Here is an 18,706-nt window from a genome sequence, read left to right as displayed (position 1 = left end):
AACCTTTCAATCCCACTTTGGTCTTATTTCAACCAAAAGCAGGCTATCCACACCTCCACATCGTTATCTTCTTTCAATCCCACTTTGGTCTTATTTCAACCACGCCCTATTTTCCCTTATTTCTCTATTTAATCTTTTCCCACACCTCCTTTCAGACCCCCTCTGTCGTCGATCCCCAATAATGTGGATGCTTATAAATATCGACTGCATTGCCTACGGAGTGGGCAACACACAGAAAAATAGCAAAGAGGATTTAACCAAGCAAACTCATACTTCCTCCGTCAACCACTTCCACAGCTGCAGTATTTTTATCTCCTTTCCATTTATTTCCAGAACTTCATCCCGATCCCACGTTATCACCACAAGATTCTTACATCCTAATTCCTTGGATGCCTTTAATAGACTGTTTATCTCCCTTTTCTCATTTTCCGGTGTTAACTCGTAGGTTACCTGAACAAGCTGCTTTACTCGATTTCCCTCCTTTACAACAAAATCCACCTCCCTCTGATGATAATCTCTCCAGTAGAATACGTCCATTAAAGGATTCAGATTTCTTTTTCTAAGCAGTTCCAGAAAAACCACATTTTCCATCAATTTTCCTTTGTCTTCGGAAGACCTGGCAATTTTTGTTAAGCCGGTATCACACAGATAGACTTTCTTTGGGTATGACTCTCTTAAATGTGGTTTTTCGGAATATTTCCTCAAAAAGAAGAAGAAGGCCGTATCCTCAAGTTTTGATAGGTAGTCATACACGGTATTTTTCGAAACCCTCACACCCATGCTTTTAAGCCTGTTAAAGATGGAGTTCACCGATATCTCTTTTGAAAAATTTCGGATTGTGGAGGTATGTAAAAATCTGGCAAGTTCGATGTTCTTTATCTGATGCCTCTCAATGAAATCCCTGAACAGAATTAAATCGGCGTATTCCCTCAAAATTTTTATTTTCTCCTCGTTCAGAACAACGTCTGGAAACCCGCCGAATTCCATGTATTCCAGCAAATAATTCCTTATTTTTGCGGACTCATCTCTGCTCACGTATTTTTCCATCATCAGTCCTTTTGACTTTAGAAACTCCTTGAAGCTGAAGGGGAGGAGAAGATAGGATAGTGTTCTCCCCCTCAGCTGCGTTGCAATTTCCTTGCTGAGAAGTTTTGAGGACGAACCCGTCAAAAACAACCTGTATTTTTTCAGATCATGAAGCTCTCTTATGATAATTTCCCAGTTTTTCATATTCTGTATCTCATCCAGAAACAGGTATTTCGGCTCTTTTCCATAAATTTCGATAAAAATTCTTATTATATCTCTCAAATCGGTGTATTCTATTCCATAAAGTCTGGAATCCTCAAAATTTAGATAAATATGATCTCCTATCTTTCTGGAAAGCTGAAACAGGTAATAGGTTTTTCCTGCCCTCCTCGGACCGATTATGGATATGACAAATTGAGATTCTAATGGTACGGATAGTTGCCTTTCTATGAGTTCGGGTTCGAAGCTCTCATATTCCTTGAGGTAGTCCACCACGTCATCTCTCTTCATGTATGCCTATTATAGGGAAGGTTCTAAAAGTATTTTTCCCTCTCAGAGGGAAAGTATATGGCTTCTTTCAATTCTACCTTAGTCTGATTTTAACAGGTGCGGGCGGGAAGCCCCTTCCGTTAGAGGGGTAGTTCACCTCCTTTCAGACCCCCTATGTCGTCGATCCCCAATGTTGCTTACTTCGTAAGCAAACTGTTGATTAATCAACACCCTTCATGCTGTTAATCGCCTGAGGTGGTGTTTATGCTAATGTGGACAGGTCCTCCCAGCATATCAAAAAATTTAGGTATTGATCATAATACCAAAAAGTTTTTTAATTATTGCATCCCCATTATTCTTAATGAGATTAAGAATTGATCTCATTTGCACTTCTAATCCTGTCATCGATATGAACAGCTCGTATCATCTCGCTTCTCTCTTTTACCGTGCCCTTCAGCGCTCCAATCCACATCTCTCGCTTGAATTACACTCAACTCCTGGATTCAAATTCTTCACGTTCAGTAAGCTGATGGTGGAGAACAGGGAGTTTGTTATTGAAGGAGACCGGATGCATCTGAAGAACAGGAATACCCATGTCTTCTTCTCATCTCCACGAAATGAAATCGCCGCGGCTGTTGTGAGCGGTTTGCTGGAGAAACCAGAGATCAGCATTGGTGGCGCGGAATTCGTGCTCTCAGGTATAAAGGTAATGCGTGAAAAGGAGATCGGGGAGAGGGAGAAGTTCGTAACGCTCTCGCCCGTGAGCGTTACAACGGTCGTTGAGGAGGGGGGGAAGAAAAAGATCTGGGACCTGTTCCCGGATGAGCCGAGGTTCTATGAGAACGTGCGGAAGAATCTGGTGAGGAAGTTCAGGTCCCTTCATGGAAGAGATCCCGAGGACGAAGAGCTCGAGATCAGGGTGCTGAACGCCAAGCCGAAGATGATTCGCATAAAGGACACCTACCACAGAGCAACCGAGATGGTGTTTGAAGCCAGTGGGAGCAGGGAGCTTCTGGAGATGGGGTACAAGGCCGGGTTTGGTGAGCGCAACAGCATGGGGTTCGGGATGGTGAAGGCTCTGTGAAAGACCCTGTCGAGATCTGGTTCAAGCTCGCACGGCGGGATTTGCAGGGTGCCAAGAAAAATTATGAGATAGGAGAGCCCCACATTGCAGCATTTTTAGCTCAGCAATCAGCTGAAAAAGCACTGAAAGCTTTGTTAATCAGCCAAACTGGAAATTTTCCAAAAATACACGATTTAACTCGGCTTGCCAGAATGGTAAATGCTCCAGAAGACATTGTGGAGCTCTGTGCTAAAATAACTCCAGCATATACAGCAACAAGATACCCGGATGTAATGGTGGAATTTAATAAGGGAGAAGTAGAAGAATTAATAGAAGACGCAGAGATGGTGATCAAATGGGTGGAACAGTCGATCTGACAGAGATTGAAAACTTTTTGGAGAAAATCAGTAAAAGATACGGAATTAAGAAAGCAATAATATTCGGATCAGCTGCGAGGGGAGAGTTTAAAGAAGACAGTGATATCGATTTAATTATTGTAAGCGGCGAATTTAAGGGAAAGAGTGCATTGAAGCGCCCAGTTCAGCTTTATCTCGAATGGGATTTGAACTATCCTGTTGACTTCATCTGCTATACAACAGAAGAATTTGAGAATCTGAAGAATAGGCCGAGTATAGTAAGGGAGGCTTTGAGAGAGGGGGTTGTGGTTGAGTTTTGAGGAGGATATGCTATCAGAATGTGTTGAAATGGGTTTTGAGACGAAGGAGAGCAGGGAGCTTCTGGAGATGGGATACAAGGCCGGGTTTGGTGAGCGCAACAGCATGGGGTTCGGGATGGTGAAGGTGGTTTGATAACAGAGGGGTTTCGTAAATTAACTGCTGTTAACCCATACGAATATCAAAAAATAGCTATGGAAAATTTGGTAGAAGGTAAATCACTTATTGTTAGAGCACCTACTGGTTCTGGAAAAACGGAAATTGCTTTAATTCCTTTTATTTATGGTGTCAACGATTTTCTACCTTCTCAGCTAATTTATTCTCTTCCAACGAGAACTTTGGTCGAAAGTATTGGTGAGAGAGCAACAAAATACGCTTCATCCAAAAAGCTTAGAACGGCTATTCATCACGGTAAAAAAGCGACGAGTAGTCTTTTTGAAGAGGATATAATCGTTACAACAATCGACCAGACTGCTGGAGCGTACTTGAGCGTTCCGTTAAGTATGCCCAAGAGATGGGGAAACATGTTCGTTGGTGGTGTTGCATCGGCCTTGGCAGTTTTTGATGAGGTACACACCCTTGACCCAGAAAAAGGCCTTCAGACGACTGCAGCAATAGCCATGCAATCTGCGAAACTTGGTTTCCCCTCAATTATAATGTCCGCCACCCTGCCAGATGTTTTTATTGAGCGTGTTAGGGAGAGGGTGGAGAGAGACGGAGGCAAAGTAGAAGTTGTAGATGTTAAGGATGAGTCAGAGATTAAATCAAGGAGAAATCGGAAAGTTGAGCTTATAAACAGAACTGATGAAGAGTTAGCGGCTGACATTGTTCTAAAAGAGGTCGAGAGCAACAGAAAACTTGTTGTGGTTGTTAACACCGTTGAACGGGCACAAAAGCTATATCTGGAACTAAAAGACAGAACAGAAGTTCCAGTACTTCTCTTACATTCCAGATATCTCGAAAAAGACCGAGCAGAAAAAGAGAAGTTTCTCGAGGAAATTTTTGGCAAGAGTAGTAGAGGCGAATGTATATTTATTTCCACACAGGTCGTGGAGGTTGGTATGGATATCTCTTCTCCAAAGATTTTGTCAGAAGCTGCTCCAGTTGATGCACTGATACAAAGGGCAGGAAGATGTGCGAGATGGGGTGGCAACGGTGAGCTTCATGTGTTTGGGCTTAGTGAAGGTTCCGGAAATCCATACGCTCCATATTCAAAAGAGCTTGTTGAGAGCACTATAACAGAGGTTAATAGTAGAGGGAAGAGCTTTGTTCTGGACTGGCAGACTGAAGTTGAACTCGTTAACCAAGTTCTTTCAAGTCATTTTGAATTTTTCATGGATTCAACATTCTTTTATCAAAGGCTTGGGGAACTTGCAAGAGCCGTTTATGAGGGTAGTAAAGCGAAAGTTGAGCAAAATGTTAGAGAAGTTTTCTCATGCGATGTTACATTGCACGAAAATCCCGAATCCTTGGAAGCTGAGAAAATCTTGGCACTGCCAAAGATACGTGTTGATGCACGTGTTTTGAGTGGCAAAATCGAGAAACTTGCGGAAATGGGGATTAAGGTATATAAATTGGAGGAGAATCCGGTAATTGGGGATTACGAAGAGAAGTACACACCAAGTCTTGTCAGAAGTAATGAAGATGTGACTCCGTTTGAGCTTTACGTTTTGAGTGGTGCCTACTACTCTCCGGATGTAGGACTTGTATTCGATAAACCTGTTCCGGGGGCTGTCAACTCTTTTGAACCCGATAAACAGAAATTTGAGGATGTTAAAAGCCACACAGAATATAAACTTGAAAGAGAAACTTGGGTTGAACATGCAAAGAATACTTTGTGGATGCTCGAATATTATCTGATTCCACGCTATCGCTATGTTATCAAAAATTTCGCTAACTACTTCGGGTATGGATATAATGAGCTCGTCAATCTTATCAGGTGCATAACTGCACTACATGATCTTGGTAAGCTGAATGTATATTGGCAGAAAAAAGTTGGCTGGGGTGAGAGAGTGCCCTTAGCTCATTCAGATGAGACCAATGTCAAAGGTCTGCCACCACACGCTACAGTTTCAGCAAGAGCCTTGCAACCTTATTTAGAAAGTTTATTCGATGATGAGGACGTGTTCAAAGCATTCTATTTGACTATTGCCCATCACCACGCACCGTGGGCGAGAGAATACAAAGGATACAGTCTAATTCCACACTTCGACAAATTCATCGATGAAGTTTGGAGTGTTCCAAAAGAGTTTATCAAAGCCCATGATTCAGCTAATAGGCTTGATTTTACGTACTTAGATGTAGTTGATGAGAATGAAGCTTACAGACTTTATGGCTTGCTTTCTAAATTGGTAAGAATCTCAGACAGACTTGCTACTGGAGGTGTAAGTTATGAATCGATATTTTCTGCCTAAAACTGGCTGGGAGTTTTTTGATGTATCAAGGGCATACGGAGTGGCGATTATTGTGCATGCACTGAGCGGGGACGCAATCGTAAGTGACATGGGTGGGTTTTATTTGATAGAATCGAAAAGAGAGTTGGATTTTGGGAGAATCGACCAGATTCATCGATTTTTAGGTGATGACCAAGCTTGGAACTGGACGTTCCTAACGATTGGAAGTGGACAAAGAGAAAAGACAAAAAAGAAAGTTGTAGAGTTCTTAAGAAATATAGAAAATATCCGAAATATATTGGATGGTCTAAAAGAGATGAAATCACCAGTTTCTATAGGAAGCGGAAAGGAGACTCTCTACCAGCCAATGGAGCTGGCAGCAACGAAGGGAATTAGGGATGAAATTCTGCTAAAAAAGCAGTATTCTGAGGGGTCGTCTGTAAAAGTATCGATAGATGATTTTAGTATGTCAGTACTGGGGCACGTCAATGCAACCATACGAAAGTTCTCAAACATGGGCATGGTTTTTGCTGTTCCAAGCCCCACTAGAACGAGAATACTCCACCTAGTTGATGAAATTAAAAAGAGAATCGACGATTCTGTAAAAGGATTACATAGGGCAGGATGGTTCCCATCAATAGCTCAAATAGCCATAAATTTAGTTTTAGAGGAGATCAGAGTTGAAGAAGGAGGCAAGTTTGCTCCAAAGTTTGGCTCTTTGATATATGGCGTGATGGTAAAAACCGGAAATCAGTGGAAACCGTTAACGGGAGGTATTTTTCCTCTTGATTTTCTACACCAGACAGCAGAATCCAATGAAGCAAAGAACGTGCTGAATAAATGGAAAAATATTTTTGAATGGACTGCCTTCAGAAAAGGATATGAAGATTTGCCAACTACTTTGGCCGAATTCATAGCAAATCCAAATTTGTCCAATTATGAAAGATACATCAGACTTCATCTAAGAAATGAGCTTGATAACGATCGCATAAGCTTCGGAAGTTACGAAGAGGGAATTTTAAAGGAGGTGATAAACTTTGTCGGAGTTTAAACTTGGAGATATTTTTGGATGTGAGGCTGTAAAGAATTTTGGATCAGCATTGAGGAAAGCACTGAGGATTGGCGAAGATTACGCGTCTCTTGTGGAATTAGAATACGTTGAGACAAAGGAACAGTTTGAAGAAGTTATTAAGAAGTTTTTGAGGAGATATGAGAGTACGGCAAGGAAAGGCTATAGGGGAAAGGAACTTAGTCGTCTTAGTGAGAAAGATTTAGAAGAACTTATGAGTCTGGTCGATAAATACGATGTAAAGCCAGTTAGAGCGGCACTTATCAGTTACGCTCTTGTTAAAAGCGAGAGAGAAGAGTCTCCTGAGTCTGAGGAGGTGGTTTAAGTGAACGAAATATATGAAATTGCTATTTTGGGTAGGGCTACATGGCAGCTACACAGCCTGAACAATGAAGGAACCGTTGGAAACGTCACAGAGCCGAGAAGTGTTAGAATAATCGACCCGAACACGAAGAAAGCAGTAACAACCGACGGAATTTCTGGAGAGATGCTAAAGCACATTCATACGGGGATCATGTGGGTCTTAGATGATAAAAGCAACTTATGCGATGCCTGCAAGGTGCTAAACCCAGAAAAATTCAATTTTGCGATAAAAACAAAAAAAGTTACGGCCAATGACGTTGAAGACGCGTTAGCGCAGGCTTTAGGGACATGCGATATATGTGACGTTCAGGGCTTCCTTCTTGAAAGGCCTACGGCTTCAAGGAAGTCAACAGTAGAATTCGGCTGGGCTCTTGGAGTACCTGAAGTCTATAGAGATATCCACACCCATGCAAGACATGCTCTTGGTGAGAAGGGTAGAGGTGATAGGGGTCAAGAAAACGAAGAAAAGGCCGAAGGTGTTTCAACACAGATGGTTTACCACCGTCCAACCCGTTCCGGTGTATATGCAGTAATCTCAGTATTCCAGTCTTGGAGAATTGGATTAAATGAAGCAAGACAGAGCAAATACACCTATGATGCGGACGATAGCGCGAGGGAAAGAAGATACAAGCTTGCATTAAAGGCGTACCAGCTTCTATTTTCCCGTCCAGAAGGAGCAATGACAACCACACGATTACCACATGTTGAAGATTTCAGTGGGGTAATAGTTTACTCGACAGAGCCAATGCCTGTACCTGTGATTTCACCGCTCAAGGATAGCTATGCCAATGAAATAAAGACCATATCAGAAAGCATAAACGATTCATTAAAAGTTGTGGAATTTGATAGTATCGCAGACTTCGCGACGAAGATGGGACAGTTGACTGACAATAAGCCGTATAAAATGGAGTTTTAGGTGAACAGAGATGCAGTGGGTAAAATTAACACTACACTTTCCATCATTTTTCTCGTACCGCATACCAGATTACTCTTCACAGTACGCTTTGAGTGTCCCGTTACCATCTCCGTCGGCGATAAAGCTTGCAGTGGTAGCAACGGCCATAAGAGCTACTGGTAATGTTGCTGAAGGTGAGCGTGTTTTTTATGCTGTGCGGGATGCTGATGTACGAATTGTCCCGCCCAAGCAAATTGCAATTAACTCGTTTTTGATTAAGCGATTAAAAAAGAAGGGGATTAAGACTAAAGCAGATAAAGAAAAATATGAGCAAGGCTCGTTACCCGCGTTTGAATCCACGTTCGGAATTAGAGAGTATGTCTTTTTCCCAAATGACGTAAACCTGTTTGTTGGTTGTGACAATGTAGATACTATAATCAAATATTTTGGTATGCTGAGATATCTTGGCTCAGGCGACTCGATGCTTTACGTCAAGCGCATGGAGCAAACAGAAGAGCCGACAGAAGATGCAATTAAAGCATTATCCGATAAAGAATTTGTGGAAGCTATTTCCAAAGAATCCTATGTGATTTATCCAGTAAAAGACATAAGTAAAAAGGCAATATTTGAACAAATAAACCCATATTCAGGCAAATCGGGCAGAAACATCTTCGAAAGAAAGTACTACCTCATCAAAGCCAAAATCAAAAAGGGCAAAAACTGGAAACTCCTCGAAATTTGTTAGTCCCACCTTCAAACAAAGAACTATAGGCGAGCCTAAGAAGTCTTAAATAGTTTATCCTTCTAACATTCGGGTGGAAAAATACGACCAGCCTGGCACCGCTCTACGGATGGAGCGGAGCGCTGGAATGAGGGGGTAGAGTGACTGCATGTTCTACTCAAACTCAAAAGCTCATGAAGAGCACATAGGGTTGCTGGATAAAGAGAGCACTACGGCGCTCAGCTCGTATCACTCGTCATCTTTGATTCCTACTTAGGTGTGGTGATGGTATGCGCAGTGCAGAAGCTTCTGTGAAAGTGTGCTCGGATTTTGAGATCACCGTTTACAAGGACCCTTGGATGGATAATGGTCTGGAGAACTTCTTCAGAATAACAGGGGATTTGGACTCCTGTGATGCAGAGCTGACAGCCACTTCTGTGAAGATTGAAATAAAGAATAAAGAAGAGTTTATCAAGGAATTGACAAGAAAGATTCTTGAAAAAAGGCAAAACTTGCTTGTGATTGAGAAAAATGATAAAACTAACGAAATTAAAGAGATCAGGAAAGACCATCTAATACTGCAAGAGGAAAAGAAGATTGGTGGAAAGGTTGCCTTTAAGGAGGACTTATATAAGCCAGAAAAGACGGCTGGAATGCTATCGAGAATATTTGACACGAAAGAAGGGAAGTTCAGGTGCATTTTATGCAGTCGCTCTTTCGACAGAGCCATTAAGAAACTTCAGCAGGCAAATTATCCTTTCGTCACTAAAATAGCAAGTTTGAGCGGTGTGAGGAGTTATAAGGATGGGAAGGCGCTATCTCTCAAAGAGTACTACGATAATCTTTGCCCGCTTTGCTATCTGATCGGGGTTCTGGAATGGACTGATGAAGCCCTGATTTACAGAACTTTTCCGGGAGACAAATCGTTTTTGTTCCTTCCCCATTTTGTCAGTTTGAGAGAGTTACATGATTTTAAGAAGTCCTGCATGTACTCGGGCATCCTGAACGAGACGGCCAGATATTCAAACATACGCGTTAACCCGAGTTCTGACGAGGTTGAAAACACTCCCGGAGAGTACTCCACACTGCTCTGCTTTTACGAGAAGTTCATTGAGAATGCAACAGAGGACATAATTGCAAATGACTGGGTTGTGCTTCACATTCCGTTTGGTGCCGTGAAAAATATAAAAGTGGATTCAATAAACGTTGAAAGAGGGATTCTGGGGATTATTAGAGATATATATGAAAATGGAGAAAAGTGCAATTTCATTTATAAAGAAATATTCAGCAAGATGTATTTCCACTCAGAAAACAAAAAGGGTGGAGACTGGGATACCACAAGGGAAATTCAGGAGAGTTTATCCAGATTCTTTCTGCTCGATGATTTCAGAGATTTCACGAGTAGCTTGCTGCCTCGAAAAGGTGGCTACGTCCTCTTCTCCTCTGAAACCAGGAGGGCTTTGGAGGAGCTGATATTTGTATGGAGGTGGAGAAGAATGGGCATTCCCAAGGAGAGGCTCGATGCCATAAAAAGTGTTGGGAACATTATCGCGAAGGCGTCCCGGAACAACGCCTCCCTGCTCTACAAGATGGACAGGGTCAGAACGGTGGACGAATTCTGGAGCGTTCTGAGGGAGATAGCAAGGAAGCTCCCCGGCATGGAGGAAAAAGACCTGAAAATGATCAGACCCACTGCCCTGGACGAGCTGATTCAGCTTGTGAAGGGCGTCGTCGAGAACAACAAAGAGGGATGGAGGGAGGTCAGGGATTTGCTGATCGTTTACTCTTCCATGTATTATGCGATAGACAGAATGTCCAAGGGAGGTGGCAGTCAATGAAGTGCGTGAGTGTTGTGTGGTTGTCTCAGACCGATTTAACCAACCTGAACTCTGGAGAGGGTGAGGCGAACTTTATTGATATCAAGAAGTACAAAAGGAACGGTACGGAGTATCCGTACGTTTCCGGACAGGCGATGAGGTACTATCTCAAAGAGGCCATCCGGAGAAGTCTTGGGGACGAGTACATGTGCGTGCCCAATGACAAGGGTGAAACCTGTGGAGACATCCAGAAGTGCATTGGATGCGATCTGTTTGGGTTCATGACAACGATAAAGAAGGGGGTAACTCTGCCAGGCCATCCAGAGGGGCACCCGGGTGGGGCGATTACACGGGTTTCACCTGTTAAGGTCTCCCCAGCAGTGGGTTTACTGCCATTTGAGGACAATGCCGTCGTGGATTTTCTCACCAGAAGGCACAGAATGTCTGAAGGGGAGATGAGTGGTGACATCGTCAACGTTGAGGTCGGTCTCAACCTGTACAAGTGCGGAATGGCTGTAGATGTCGCACGGGTCGGTGGCGAGGAGAGGGTTGACGAGAAGGAAAGGACGGTCAGGATAGAGCACTATCTGGATGGAGAGGAAAGAAAGAAAAGGGTTTCTAAGGTTCTTGAGGCCATCAGGTACCTCTCGGACTATTCAAAGCAGGCAAGGTTGCTTACGGACTTCACGCCAGATTTGATTCTGATTGCCTTCCAGAACGTGTATTCTCACAGGCTGCAGAAAGCATTCTCTGTAAATAATGGGGCTGTGGATCTGCAGAGGCTGGAGGCCGTGATCAAAGACGTTGAGGAATACAGTCCAAAGATGATCGCGGGAATTTTGCCGGGCGTTATTGAAAACGATGACGATGTGAGGGCAAAGCTGGAGGAGCTTGGTGTCGAGGTCAGGAGCACAAATGAGGCCATAACAGGGGCGTTGGAGTACCTGAATGAACAAACGCTGTAACGGTGTTAACATGCTCGGGCTGAAGCTCAGGGTCGATTGCCCGTATTTTACCACGTTCAGGGAGCCAACGTCCACCTCCCTTATTTTGAGCTACCACATTCCACCCTACACCACAATCAGGGGCATGATTTCAAACGCCCTTGGACTGCCCAGAGATGACTTGAGAGTTCAGGAATGGTTTAAAATCGGAATGAAACCGCTGAACTTTGAAAAGTGCAGGGAGATGGCGAAGGTTCTGAAGTTGAAGGGGACTGGCAGGAGCTATCAGAGAACCTTTCCCTCTTCGCCCATGTTCAGGGAGTTTCTGGTGGAGCCGAGCTACGAGATATTTCTGGTCGGAGAGGATGAGAGAATTAAAGAAGTACATTCAGCTCTTTTGAGCCCAGAAAGACCGCTGTATCTCGGTGGTTCGGACGATCTGGTGGATGTGGAAGTTTTTGAGCCGGTGGAGGTGGAGGAGGTGGAGGCAGAAGAGGTTTGGAGCGTTGTTGAGGGAGTTCATGAGGGGTGTGTTGTGGAGAAGGTGCCTTACAGGTTTGTGAGGGCTGGAAGGACGTTTGGTGTGGAGTACAGGACGGTGTCGATTCCTATTGCTTATCCTGCTAAGGGGAAAATCAAAGCAGTTGAATTCGAAAATCGATATGTTGTGGTGTTGTAAATGTACAAAGCTGAATTTGATGTTGAGGCTATAACGCCGATATTTATGAGGGGGGCGAACCCGAGGGGAGCGGAGATTAGAGCATCCTCGATTAAGGGGTTGATGAGGTGGTGGTTCAGGGCTTTGGCTGGAAACTATTTTGGAGATGATATTGAGAATTTGAGATTAGCTGAAGGAAGAATACTTGGCTCTGCTGGGAGCGGTGGGACTGGTAAGAGCAGAATAATCATAGAAGCCGAACGAGTTGAAGGCAAGTCTACTTATGAAACTAAAAACAAATATGAACCATATTTCTGGTTTTCTCAAGTTGGAAGAAATTCAAAAATTGGAAGAAATTCAAAGCCGGCTATACTTCCGGGTGAGAGATTTCACATTACTATCAAAAGCTATGAGGGGACTGCACTTAAAGCGTCGCTCCTGTCTTTATGGATGGCACTTCACTTGGGAGGATTTGGATCGAGATCGAGAAAGTTTGCGGGATCTCTCTTTCCGGTGGCAGAACCAGACATGGATGTTGAAGTTGGTATTAGATTTGTTCCTCCCCTTGAAATCTCTATCGACAATTTGAAGGAATACTATTCCGAAACTTTCAATGCTTTAATTAGGGAGACTACGGAAATTATGGGTAAGTTGGACTTTAAAAGGGGTGTCGTCAAAGACATTAGATATCCCATATTCTCCCAAGAAACTTCGTGGGTGTTCATAGGAACTCCAGCCAATGGTCTAAGCGACGCGATTGAGGAGGTTGGAAAATGGTATCTCGGAGATTTGGATCGTAGAGGAAAGTTTAACGGTGGATTCAGATTCAGGCATGCGGATAGAAAGATAGCTCATAGAATATACCGTAAATATTTAAATGGCGAAACTCACATTAGGAATATTCCAGCCAACGACGAAAGACGTCCGTATGTTGGACTTCCAATTCAGTTCTATAAAAAATTTGATAGCGAGTTTGTTAAATTCACGGTCGATCACTGGAATGCCAACAGACGTGCGTCGAGTTTGATAATGACTGTAAACAAAGTTGACAATAAGTGCTATCCTGTTATAACGGTGTTCAAATATCTCTTTATGCCAGATTACAGAGGCCCGGTTAAATATTCTGGAGGGGTTTATAGAGGGAAAACTAGAGTCGCTTCAGCCAATGGTAAGTTATTCATCCTCAGAAAAGGTGAGGATTCAAAAATAGCATACGACCGGTTCTACGACAAACTCATAGAGGATTTAAGGTCATCCTTCGTGGAGGTGTTTCCATGACTTCCAAAATGCGGGTAGAAAAAACGATAGCGTTCTTACACGACCCGCCAGATAAGGTTTTGAAGATAATAAAGCACGAGGATAGAGCAAAAGATTTGCTAAAAAATATAAGTTTAAATTGGAATAAGATAGAGGCAGACATAATTTCATCATCTCTTCAAAGGTTAGTGTTTCAAGCTAAAGGAAAAATACCCTCGGTTGATTTTTACGGAAAATCAAGTGGGAATTATATTCACGTAGGTTATCCCGTTTTTAAGCATCCTGTAACAGCATGCAAAAAGAGGTATGAGTGTCTAAGTCGTTTTTGCGATCACATTAGGGGTGTATATAGTTACTCAAAACTTGACGAATTCGTTGAAGACGTTTTAGACGTTGAGAAAAACGTCTTGAAAAGTTTTTGGGAAAACAATCCAAAAGGAGATTACTTCAGAATCTGGAACTACTATGTACAGTGCCTTAAAAATGAAATTGCAAATATGCTGAGAAAAAAGTGGCTAGAAGTCATCGAAGTTGTTTTTAGAGATAACACGAATAAAATCGTTGATATTTTAGCAGAAGAACTTATGAATCTACCTGCAGAAACAAGATGTCCCGATCACAGCATCTGGGATCATCTCGATGCTACTTCAGCCATTCACGGTGCTTTAATTAAAGGCAAACCCGCCCTGTTGATGTTCAAAATCAGTCCCGTCCAAGATTTCATAAAGAATGCAAGGAAAGAAAAAGATTTGTGGGCAGGTAGTCACCTTTTGAGCTTTTTGACCTTTAAAGCTATAGAGGTAGTAGTTGATGAATTCGGACCCGATGCGATAATCTTTCCCCACCTGAGAGGTCAGCCGTTTTTTGATAAAGAGTATGGAAAATACTTCGGTGGATTTATCGGTCAAGGACAAAAGGAAAATCTCAAAATAGCAAATATTCCGAACAAGTTTTTGGCTATAATCGGATGTGCGGACGATTACGAAGAAGCTCTTGAGACGATAAAGCTTAAAATCGAAAACAAAATCCATGAGATATTAAATAATATACTTAACGATGCTTTGGAAATTCTTGAAATAAAAGAAAGTTTTGAGGATACAATTAGAAACTACTTTAAAGTAACTGTTGAAATCGTCCCAGCTAATATTAACAAGCTCTGTAATATTTTAGAAGAACTACCGGAGAGTGTTAAAGACAAATACAAGAAATGGATTAATCTCATGGAACATTCAGCTTACGATTTTGGTAAACCTTTTGATCTATATTCATTGATGTTTGAACTGATAGATGGGCTTGTTGCCATTTCATCAAGGAAGTTCGAAAAACGTGAGGGTGAAAGTAAATACAAATGTACGATGTGTGGTGAACTTGAAATTGTTGGAACCGAGAAAACGTGGAAACGGATTAAGAATAAATTTAGAGAATTTAGAGAAACCGGTATTTTCAAAGAAAACGAGGAGCTATGTCCAATTTGTTTGATAAAGAGGTATTACCCTCTTTGGATTAAGAGTAAATTGGACATCGATGCGGGATTTGAGTCGGTTTCTGAGGTTGCTTTGAGAAAGAATGATTGGTTGTCGAAAGTTGAAAATTTTGAAAATTCTGAACACTACAGAGAGCTAATTAATGCTCTCAAAGGTAATGAAAAACTCAAAAAACTCGTTAAAAATAGGGATGGGTTTGATGAACTTATTGACTCAGAGTTGTTGTATATAGAAAATTGGAATTTGAAATATCTTAAAGATAACTTCTACGTTGAAGTTTCAGAAGCTGAACTTGAGGAGCCGAAAAAGATCGTCGAAAAAATATACGACCAGCACGAGAAACCGGAAAAATACTACGCCATCCTGATAATGGACGGCGACAATATGGGTAAAATGCTCGTCGGCGACGAAATGAAACCCGTTAAGGATTACTTACATCCAGCAGTTTTGGAGTATCTGCTCCAAGATGCAAAAGAAAAGGTCGAAAAAACCAAGAGGTTGATTACCCCAGCAACCCACGCAGCGATAAGCCGTGCTTTAGCTTACTTCTCAGTCAATAAAGTTTCAGAAATCGTCAAAAACCGTAGAGGTGAACTCATTTACGCCGGAGGAGACGACGTTTTAGCTTTGTTGCCGATAGATTCCGCTTTGCGTTGTGCTTACGACATCCAAGGAGAGTTTGGAAAGGATTGGGACGGCTGGGAATTACTACCCTCCAAAACCATGAGTGCTGGCATACTGATAGTGCATTACAAACATCCCCTATACGATGCCCTTGATAAAGCCCGTATGCTGGAGAAGAAAGCCAAGAATTTCGGTAGAGATGCCGTTGCCGTTGGACATCTCACGAGAAGGGGGAGTTACAGCGAAGCAGTCTTTAACTGGGATATAGTTCCGGAACTCGATTATCTCGTGTGGCTGATAAGGAACTCGAAAGAAAACGAGAAGCCGAACGTATCTCGTAGAATAATTTATCACGTGGTTGAAGAGATCAATAAAGTTCCGAACGATGAGGGAGCTATAACGAGCTTTTTGAAATACGGGCTATTGAGACACTACGACGGCGACAGCAAGGAAGAAATCGTCGGGAACTTGCTCGAAAGGATAATGAATATTGCGAGAAAGCTTAGAGTCGAAGTTCGGCTGGTTGGCGTTGACACAAGGGAGTACGGATTATGTGACGAAGATAAGAAAGTTCTGGAAGAGAAACTGAATGCCAGCATTCAAAAGCTCGTGAAGAATTGTGAATTGTCTCTTGGAAAGCTGTACGACGTTGCAAGGATAGACGGGGTTGAAGACTGTAAATTCTACGAAAAGCTTTACGGTTTAATTCTGAAAAAGCAAGTCAGATCTCTGTTCATACTTTTGAAGATTCTGGTTGATTGTGATGCCGAACTGGGTGGTGGTAAATGTGAGAATGCTGATTAAACCGAACGATGTTCTGCTTTTCAGGGAATCAAAAAATTTCACTGCTGGGGAAGCTCATGTGGCGAGGTCGCAGTTACCTTTGCCTCAAACTATAGCCGGAGCGATAAGAAGCAAGATTTTGGTGAATAGTGAGTTTTCTGGAGAAGCTTTGAAGCTTGCAGGTCTTGAAAGGCGAGATAATGGCAGATACAAATCAGTTGATCCCGAATTCGAGATAATTGGGCAGTTCTTTTGTAAACGTAAATCTAACAAAGTTCGCGAATACTTTAAAGCACCAATGGACATTGTAAAATCAAAGGGTGTAGATGGTTGTTTTTACGTGAGACCTATTAACGTTTTGAGTAATTACGTTTTTGGAGGTAGGGATATACATTTCGAGAGCGTTAACGGGTACATCGAGGGCAACAACTTAGTTAAGTACTTGAAAGGTGAGCTTGGCGAGAAAGAGCTTGAGGGGGCTGTTGTAAATGAGAACGAGCTTTTGAAGAGGGAAAGCAGGGTTGGAATAAAGCTCGACAACTCGAAAACGACGGAGGAAGGATACTTTTACAAGGTAGAATTTTTGAGATTTGAAAAGGACGCTGGCGTATCTGTGTGGTTCGGTAAAGATGCGGATATTGTTAAGAAGCATTTGGATAACGGAAATCGACTTTTAAAGCTCGGCGGAGAGAACAGGTTCGTCACATTTGAGTTTGATGACGGGGACCCCATTGAGGATTACAGGGATAGCTGGAAAGACATTAGAAAAAGAATTAATGAGAGTGGTAGATTCAAGCTATATGTAGCGACGCCGATTTTGAATTGTATCAGGCGGGACGAGGGAGGAAAGAAGTGTGAGTGTTATTCATGGAATATAGCGAAGGCTAAAATCACTTTGAATGGCGATAATCATTCAGGCAGGAGTTTGAAGGAAATGATTGAAATAGATGGAGTTTATCCGCTCATAGGAAAGCCCATAGCAATCAGCGGGTGGGATTATGCGTTAAACAGACCAAAGGGCAACCGCTACGCAATTCCACCGAGTAGTGTTTATTTTGTGGAATTCAATGGAGAATTTAAGCTGAATGAGCCGTATCTGAAGCTTGGAGAACTCACAAAGTTGGGTTACGGCTTGTGTTTTATGGGGGTTTGGGAATGAAGAAAGTTTTGGTGGTACCGTGGGGTAATCCATTCGGGTGGAATGAAGCAACATACGTTTATGGAAGTGTCGAAAAACGAAGCTTTAGCACATTACCTGTTTTGAGAGAAGCAATAAAACCCGACAAAATAATCGTAGTAGTTCTCGATACATTAGCTAACATAGTTAGTAGGGCTGGTGAACCTCCCATCTCCCAATGTGATTTTTCAAGCTACGACGAGATTAGAGAGGACGTTAAAGAACGTGTAAGGTATTTTGTTGAAGAAAAACTTGAGGAGAAGTTCGATGGAATTGAACTCGTAATTGCTGCCGGTGTGGGAGTTTTCGGGAATATACGGGTTGAAGGTGATATGCTCGACTACTACCATTACACAACCTACGAACTCGCTAAGCGTCTTCCGGATGAAGATATGACTGTTTATCTTGACCTGACTCACGGCATTAACTTCATGCCCGTCCTGACGTACAGAGCGTTATCGAGTCTCTTGGGCTTGGCTTCGTATCTTAAAGATGTGCAGTTTAAAGTATTAAATTCCGAGCCATATCCTTTAGGAGTTCCACAAGAAGAAATCCGCAAACTCAGGCTAAACGTGAGGGTTGTTGAGGATCGAGAGGTAAAACCAAAACCCATCCTGAGTCTTCTGGAGGATGAAAACTTCAACCGCTGGAATGCGTTCATAAGCTCAGTTGCCAACGGTTTTCCGCTTGTTTTTGCGACATTGTGTCCCAAGATGGTTGAAATCGAAAAAGAAATCGAAAGCAGGCTGAAATCCTTTTACCGTGATATAACCGTTGATGGTCGATCCGTGATAAGAAGTTCGACACTCGACTCAAATTTCAAAACTCTTTCAAAGTTGTATTATTTGCTAAGAGTACTCAACACAGAATTTAGGAATTTACCGAAGAAGGAAGTTACGCTCAACGAATTGAAAACAATATCAGAAACTTTGTTCAACAAACTGCCGAGGATTGGCGTAATAGTCGAAGAGCAGATAAAGGACTTAGAGAACAGGCTTACCACCAGCGGAAAACCGAAGAGCTCCCTACGTGGAAAGGGTTGGAAGCCTTTGGCTGAATACTTATCCTCAAGCGGTATCAGTAGTAGCGATACAACCGACGAAAATAAGGTAGTTAGAAACTTCATAGCTCACTCTGGATTTGAATACAATGTCACGATGGTTGAGGAAAATTTTGGAACTATCACGTTCAAATATAAATCTAAGGATGAGCAGGTAATACCCTATTCTATCAAATCTCTGCAATTCAGACTAAAGAGGGGTGATTGAG

Annotated in this window: 17 protein-coding genes; 16 read left to right on the top strand and 1 reads right to left on the bottom strand. The window is 42.4% G+C overall.

The window, feature by feature from the left end; genetic code table 11:
• Positions 1-267 precede the first annotated feature (267 nt).
• Positions 268-1,536 carry an ATP-binding protein gene (locus BP07_RS08225; protein ID WP_042688055.1) on the bottom strand — a complete coding sequence of 423 codons (1,269 nt, stop codon included), beginning with the start codon at positions 1,534-1,536 and terminating at the stop codon, positions 268-270.
• 340 nt (positions 1,537-1,876) lie between these two features.
• Between BP07_RS08225 and cas6 the strand changes: the two genes are divergently transcribed.
• The 16 genes from cas6 (at position 1,877) to csx1 (ending at position 18,705) form a co-directional block, all read left to right on the top strand.
• A complete protein-coding gene (cas6, locus tag BP07_RS08220) occupies positions 1,877-2,599 on the top strand; it encodes a CRISPR-associated endoribonuclease Cas6 (RefSeq protein ID WP_042688052.1) in 723 nt (240 codons plus the stop codon).
• Positions 2,596-2,955, top strand: a complete 360-nt coding sequence (locus tag BP07_RS08215) for a HEPN domain-containing protein (protein WP_052353381.1) — start codon at positions 2,596-2,598, stop codon at positions 2,953-2,955. Before cas6 ends, BP07_RS08215 begins: the two co-directional genes overlap by 4 nt.
• Positions 2,934-3,254: a nucleotidyltransferase family protein gene (locus BP07_RS08210; RefSeq protein WP_052353380.1), complete on the top strand. Its 321-nt coding sequence runs from the start codon at positions 2,934-2,936 to the stop codon at positions 3,252-3,254. Before BP07_RS08215 ends, BP07_RS08210 begins: the two co-directional genes overlap by 22 nt.
• Positions 3,255-3,261: 7 nt before the next feature.
• The gene (locus tag BP07_RS09170; RefSeq protein ID WP_084174198.1) at positions 3,262-3,387 is read left to right on the top strand and encodes a CRISPR-associated endoribonuclease Cas6; all 126 of its coding nucleotides are present in this window, start codon (positions 3,262-3,264) and stop codon (positions 3,385-3,387) included.
• Positions 3,384-5,666, top strand: coding sequence for a CRISPR-associated helicase/endonuclease Cas3 (locus BP07_RS08205; RefSeq protein ID WP_042688049.1), 2,283 nt, complete (start codon positions 3,384-3,386; stop codon positions 5,664-5,666). Before BP07_RS09170 ends, BP07_RS08205 begins: the two co-directional genes overlap by 4 nt.
• Entirely contained in the window at positions 5,644-6,696 is a 1,053-nt protein-coding gene (locus tag BP07_RS08200; RefSeq protein ID WP_042688046.1) for a hypothetical protein, read from the top strand. Before BP07_RS08205 ends, BP07_RS08200 begins: the two co-directional genes overlap by 23 nt.
• Positions 6,683-7,039, top strand: a complete 357-nt coding sequence (locus BP07_RS08195) for a hypothetical protein (protein WP_042688044.1) — start codon at positions 6,683-6,685, stop codon at positions 7,037-7,039. The genes BP07_RS08200 and BP07_RS08195 overlap by 14 nt, the downstream gene beginning before the upstream one ends.
• A complete protein-coding gene (locus BP07_RS08190) occupies positions 7,040-7,993 on the top strand; it encodes a DevR family CRISPR-associated autoregulator (protein WP_042688042.1) in 954 nt (317 codons plus the stop codon).
• A gap of 10 nt (positions 7,994-8,003) precedes the next feature.
• The gene (cas5, locus tag BP07_RS08185; RefSeq protein ID WP_042688039.1) at positions 8,004-8,717 is read left to right on the top strand and encodes a CRISPR-associated protein Cas5; all 714 of its coding nucleotides are present in this window, start codon (positions 8,004-8,006) and stop codon (positions 8,715-8,717) included.
• 266 nt (positions 8,718-8,983) lie between these two features.
• Positions 8,984-10,531: a hypothetical protein gene (locus BP07_RS08180; RefSeq protein ID WP_052353379.1), complete on the top strand. Its 1,548-nt coding sequence runs from the start codon at positions 8,984-8,986 to the stop codon at positions 10,529-10,531.
• Positions 10,528-11,475: a type I-B CRISPR-associated protein Cas7/Cst2/DevR gene (gene cas7i / locus BP07_RS08175; RefSeq protein ID WP_042688036.1), complete on the top strand. Its 948-nt coding sequence runs from the start codon at positions 10,528-10,530 to the stop codon at positions 11,473-11,475. The genes BP07_RS08180 and cas7i overlap by 4 nt, the downstream gene beginning before the upstream one ends.
• A 10-nt stretch (positions 11,476-11,485) precedes the next feature.
• Entirely contained in the window at positions 11,486-12,133 is a 648-nt protein-coding gene (gene cas5, locus BP07_RS08170) for a CRISPR-associated protein Cas5 (protein ID WP_042688070.1), read from the top strand.
• The gene (gene cmr1, locus BP07_RS08165) at positions 12,134-13,390 is read left to right on the top strand and encodes a type III-B CRISPR module RAMP protein Cmr1 (RefSeq protein ID WP_042688034.1); all 1,257 of its coding nucleotides are present in this window, start codon (positions 12,134-12,136) and stop codon (positions 13,388-13,390) included.
• A complete protein-coding gene (cas10, locus tag BP07_RS08160) occupies positions 13,387-16,281 on the top strand; it encodes a type III-B CRISPR-associated protein Cas10/Cmr2 (RefSeq protein ID WP_042688031.1) in 2,895 nt (964 codons plus the stop codon). Before cmr1 ends, cas10 begins: the two co-directional genes overlap by 4 nt.
• A complete protein-coding gene (cmr3, locus tag BP07_RS08155; protein WP_042688030.1) occupies positions 16,271-17,419 on the top strand; it encodes a type III-B CRISPR module-associated protein Cmr3 in 1,149 nt (382 codons plus the stop codon). Before cas10 ends, cmr3 begins: the two co-directional genes overlap by 11 nt.
• Positions 17,416-18,705 (top strand): CRISPR-associated CARF protein Csx1, encoded by a 1,290-nt coding sequence (gene csx1 / locus BP07_RS08150; protein WP_084174196.1) that lies wholly within the window; start codon positions 17,416-17,418, stop codon positions 18,703-18,705. Before cmr3 ends, csx1 begins: the two co-directional genes overlap by 4 nt.
• The last annotated feature ends 1 nt before the right edge of the window (position 18,706 follow it).

This window comes from Methermicoccus shengliensis DSM 18856, from assembly GCF_000711905.1.
In the GTDB taxonomy this organism is placed as follows: Archaea; Halobacteriota; Methanosarcinia; order DSM-18856; family Methermicoccaceae; genus Methermicoccus; species Methermicoccus shengliensis.
Note: the sequence above shows the minus strand (reverse complement) of the source record. Positions and strands in the feature narration are given on the sequence as shown.

Excerpts from the sequence above, each read along its gene's own strand:
- BP07_RS08225 (WP_042688055.1), bottom strand. The coding sequence starts at position 1,536 with ATGAAGAGAGATGACGTGGTGGACTACCTCAAGGAATATGAGAGCTTC.
- cas6 (WP_042688052.1), top strand. The coding sequence starts at position 1,877 with ATGAGATTAAGAATTGATCTCATTTGCACTTCTAATCCTGTCATCGAT.
- BP07_RS08210 (WP_052353380.1), top strand. The coding sequence starts at position 2,934 with ATGGGTGGAACAGTCGATCTGACAGAGATTGAAAACTTTTTGGAGAAA.
- BP07_RS09170 (WP_084174198.1), top strand. The coding sequence starts at position 3,262 with ATGCTATCAGAATGTGTTGAAATGGGTTTTGAGACGAAGGAGAGCAGG.
- BP07_RS08200 (WP_042688046.1), top strand. The coding sequence starts at position 5,644 with ATGAATCGATATTTTCTGCCTAAAACTGGCTGGGAGTTTTTTGATGTA.
- cas5 (WP_042688039.1), top strand. The coding sequence starts at position 8,004 with ATGCAGTGGGTAAAATTAACACTACACTTTCCATCATTTTTCTCGTAC.
- BP07_RS08180 (WP_052353379.1), top strand. The coding sequence starts at position 8,984 with ATGCGCAGTGCAGAAGCTTCTGTGAAAGTGTGCTCGGATTTTGAGATC.
- cas7i (WP_042688036.1), top strand. The coding sequence starts at position 10,528 with ATGAAGTGCGTGAGTGTTGTGTGGTTGTCTCAGACCGATTTAACCAAC.
- cas5 (WP_042688070.1), top strand. The coding sequence starts at position 11,486 with ATGCTCGGGCTGAAGCTCAGGGTCGATTGCCCGTATTTTACCACGTTC.
- cmr1 (WP_042688034.1), top strand. The coding sequence starts at position 12,134 with ATGTACAAAGCTGAATTTGATGTTGAGGCTATAACGCCGATATTTATG.
- cas10 (WP_042688031.1), top strand. The coding sequence starts at position 13,387 with ATGACTTCCAAAATGCGGGTAGAAAAAACGATAGCGTTCTTACACGAC.
- cmr3 (WP_042688030.1), top strand. The coding sequence starts at position 16,271 with ATGCTGATTAAACCGAACGATGTTCTGCTTTTCAGGGAATCAAAAAAT.
- csx1 (WP_084174196.1), top strand. The coding sequence starts at position 17,416 with ATGAAGAAAGTTTTGGTGGTACCGTGGGGTAATCCATTCGGGTGGAAT.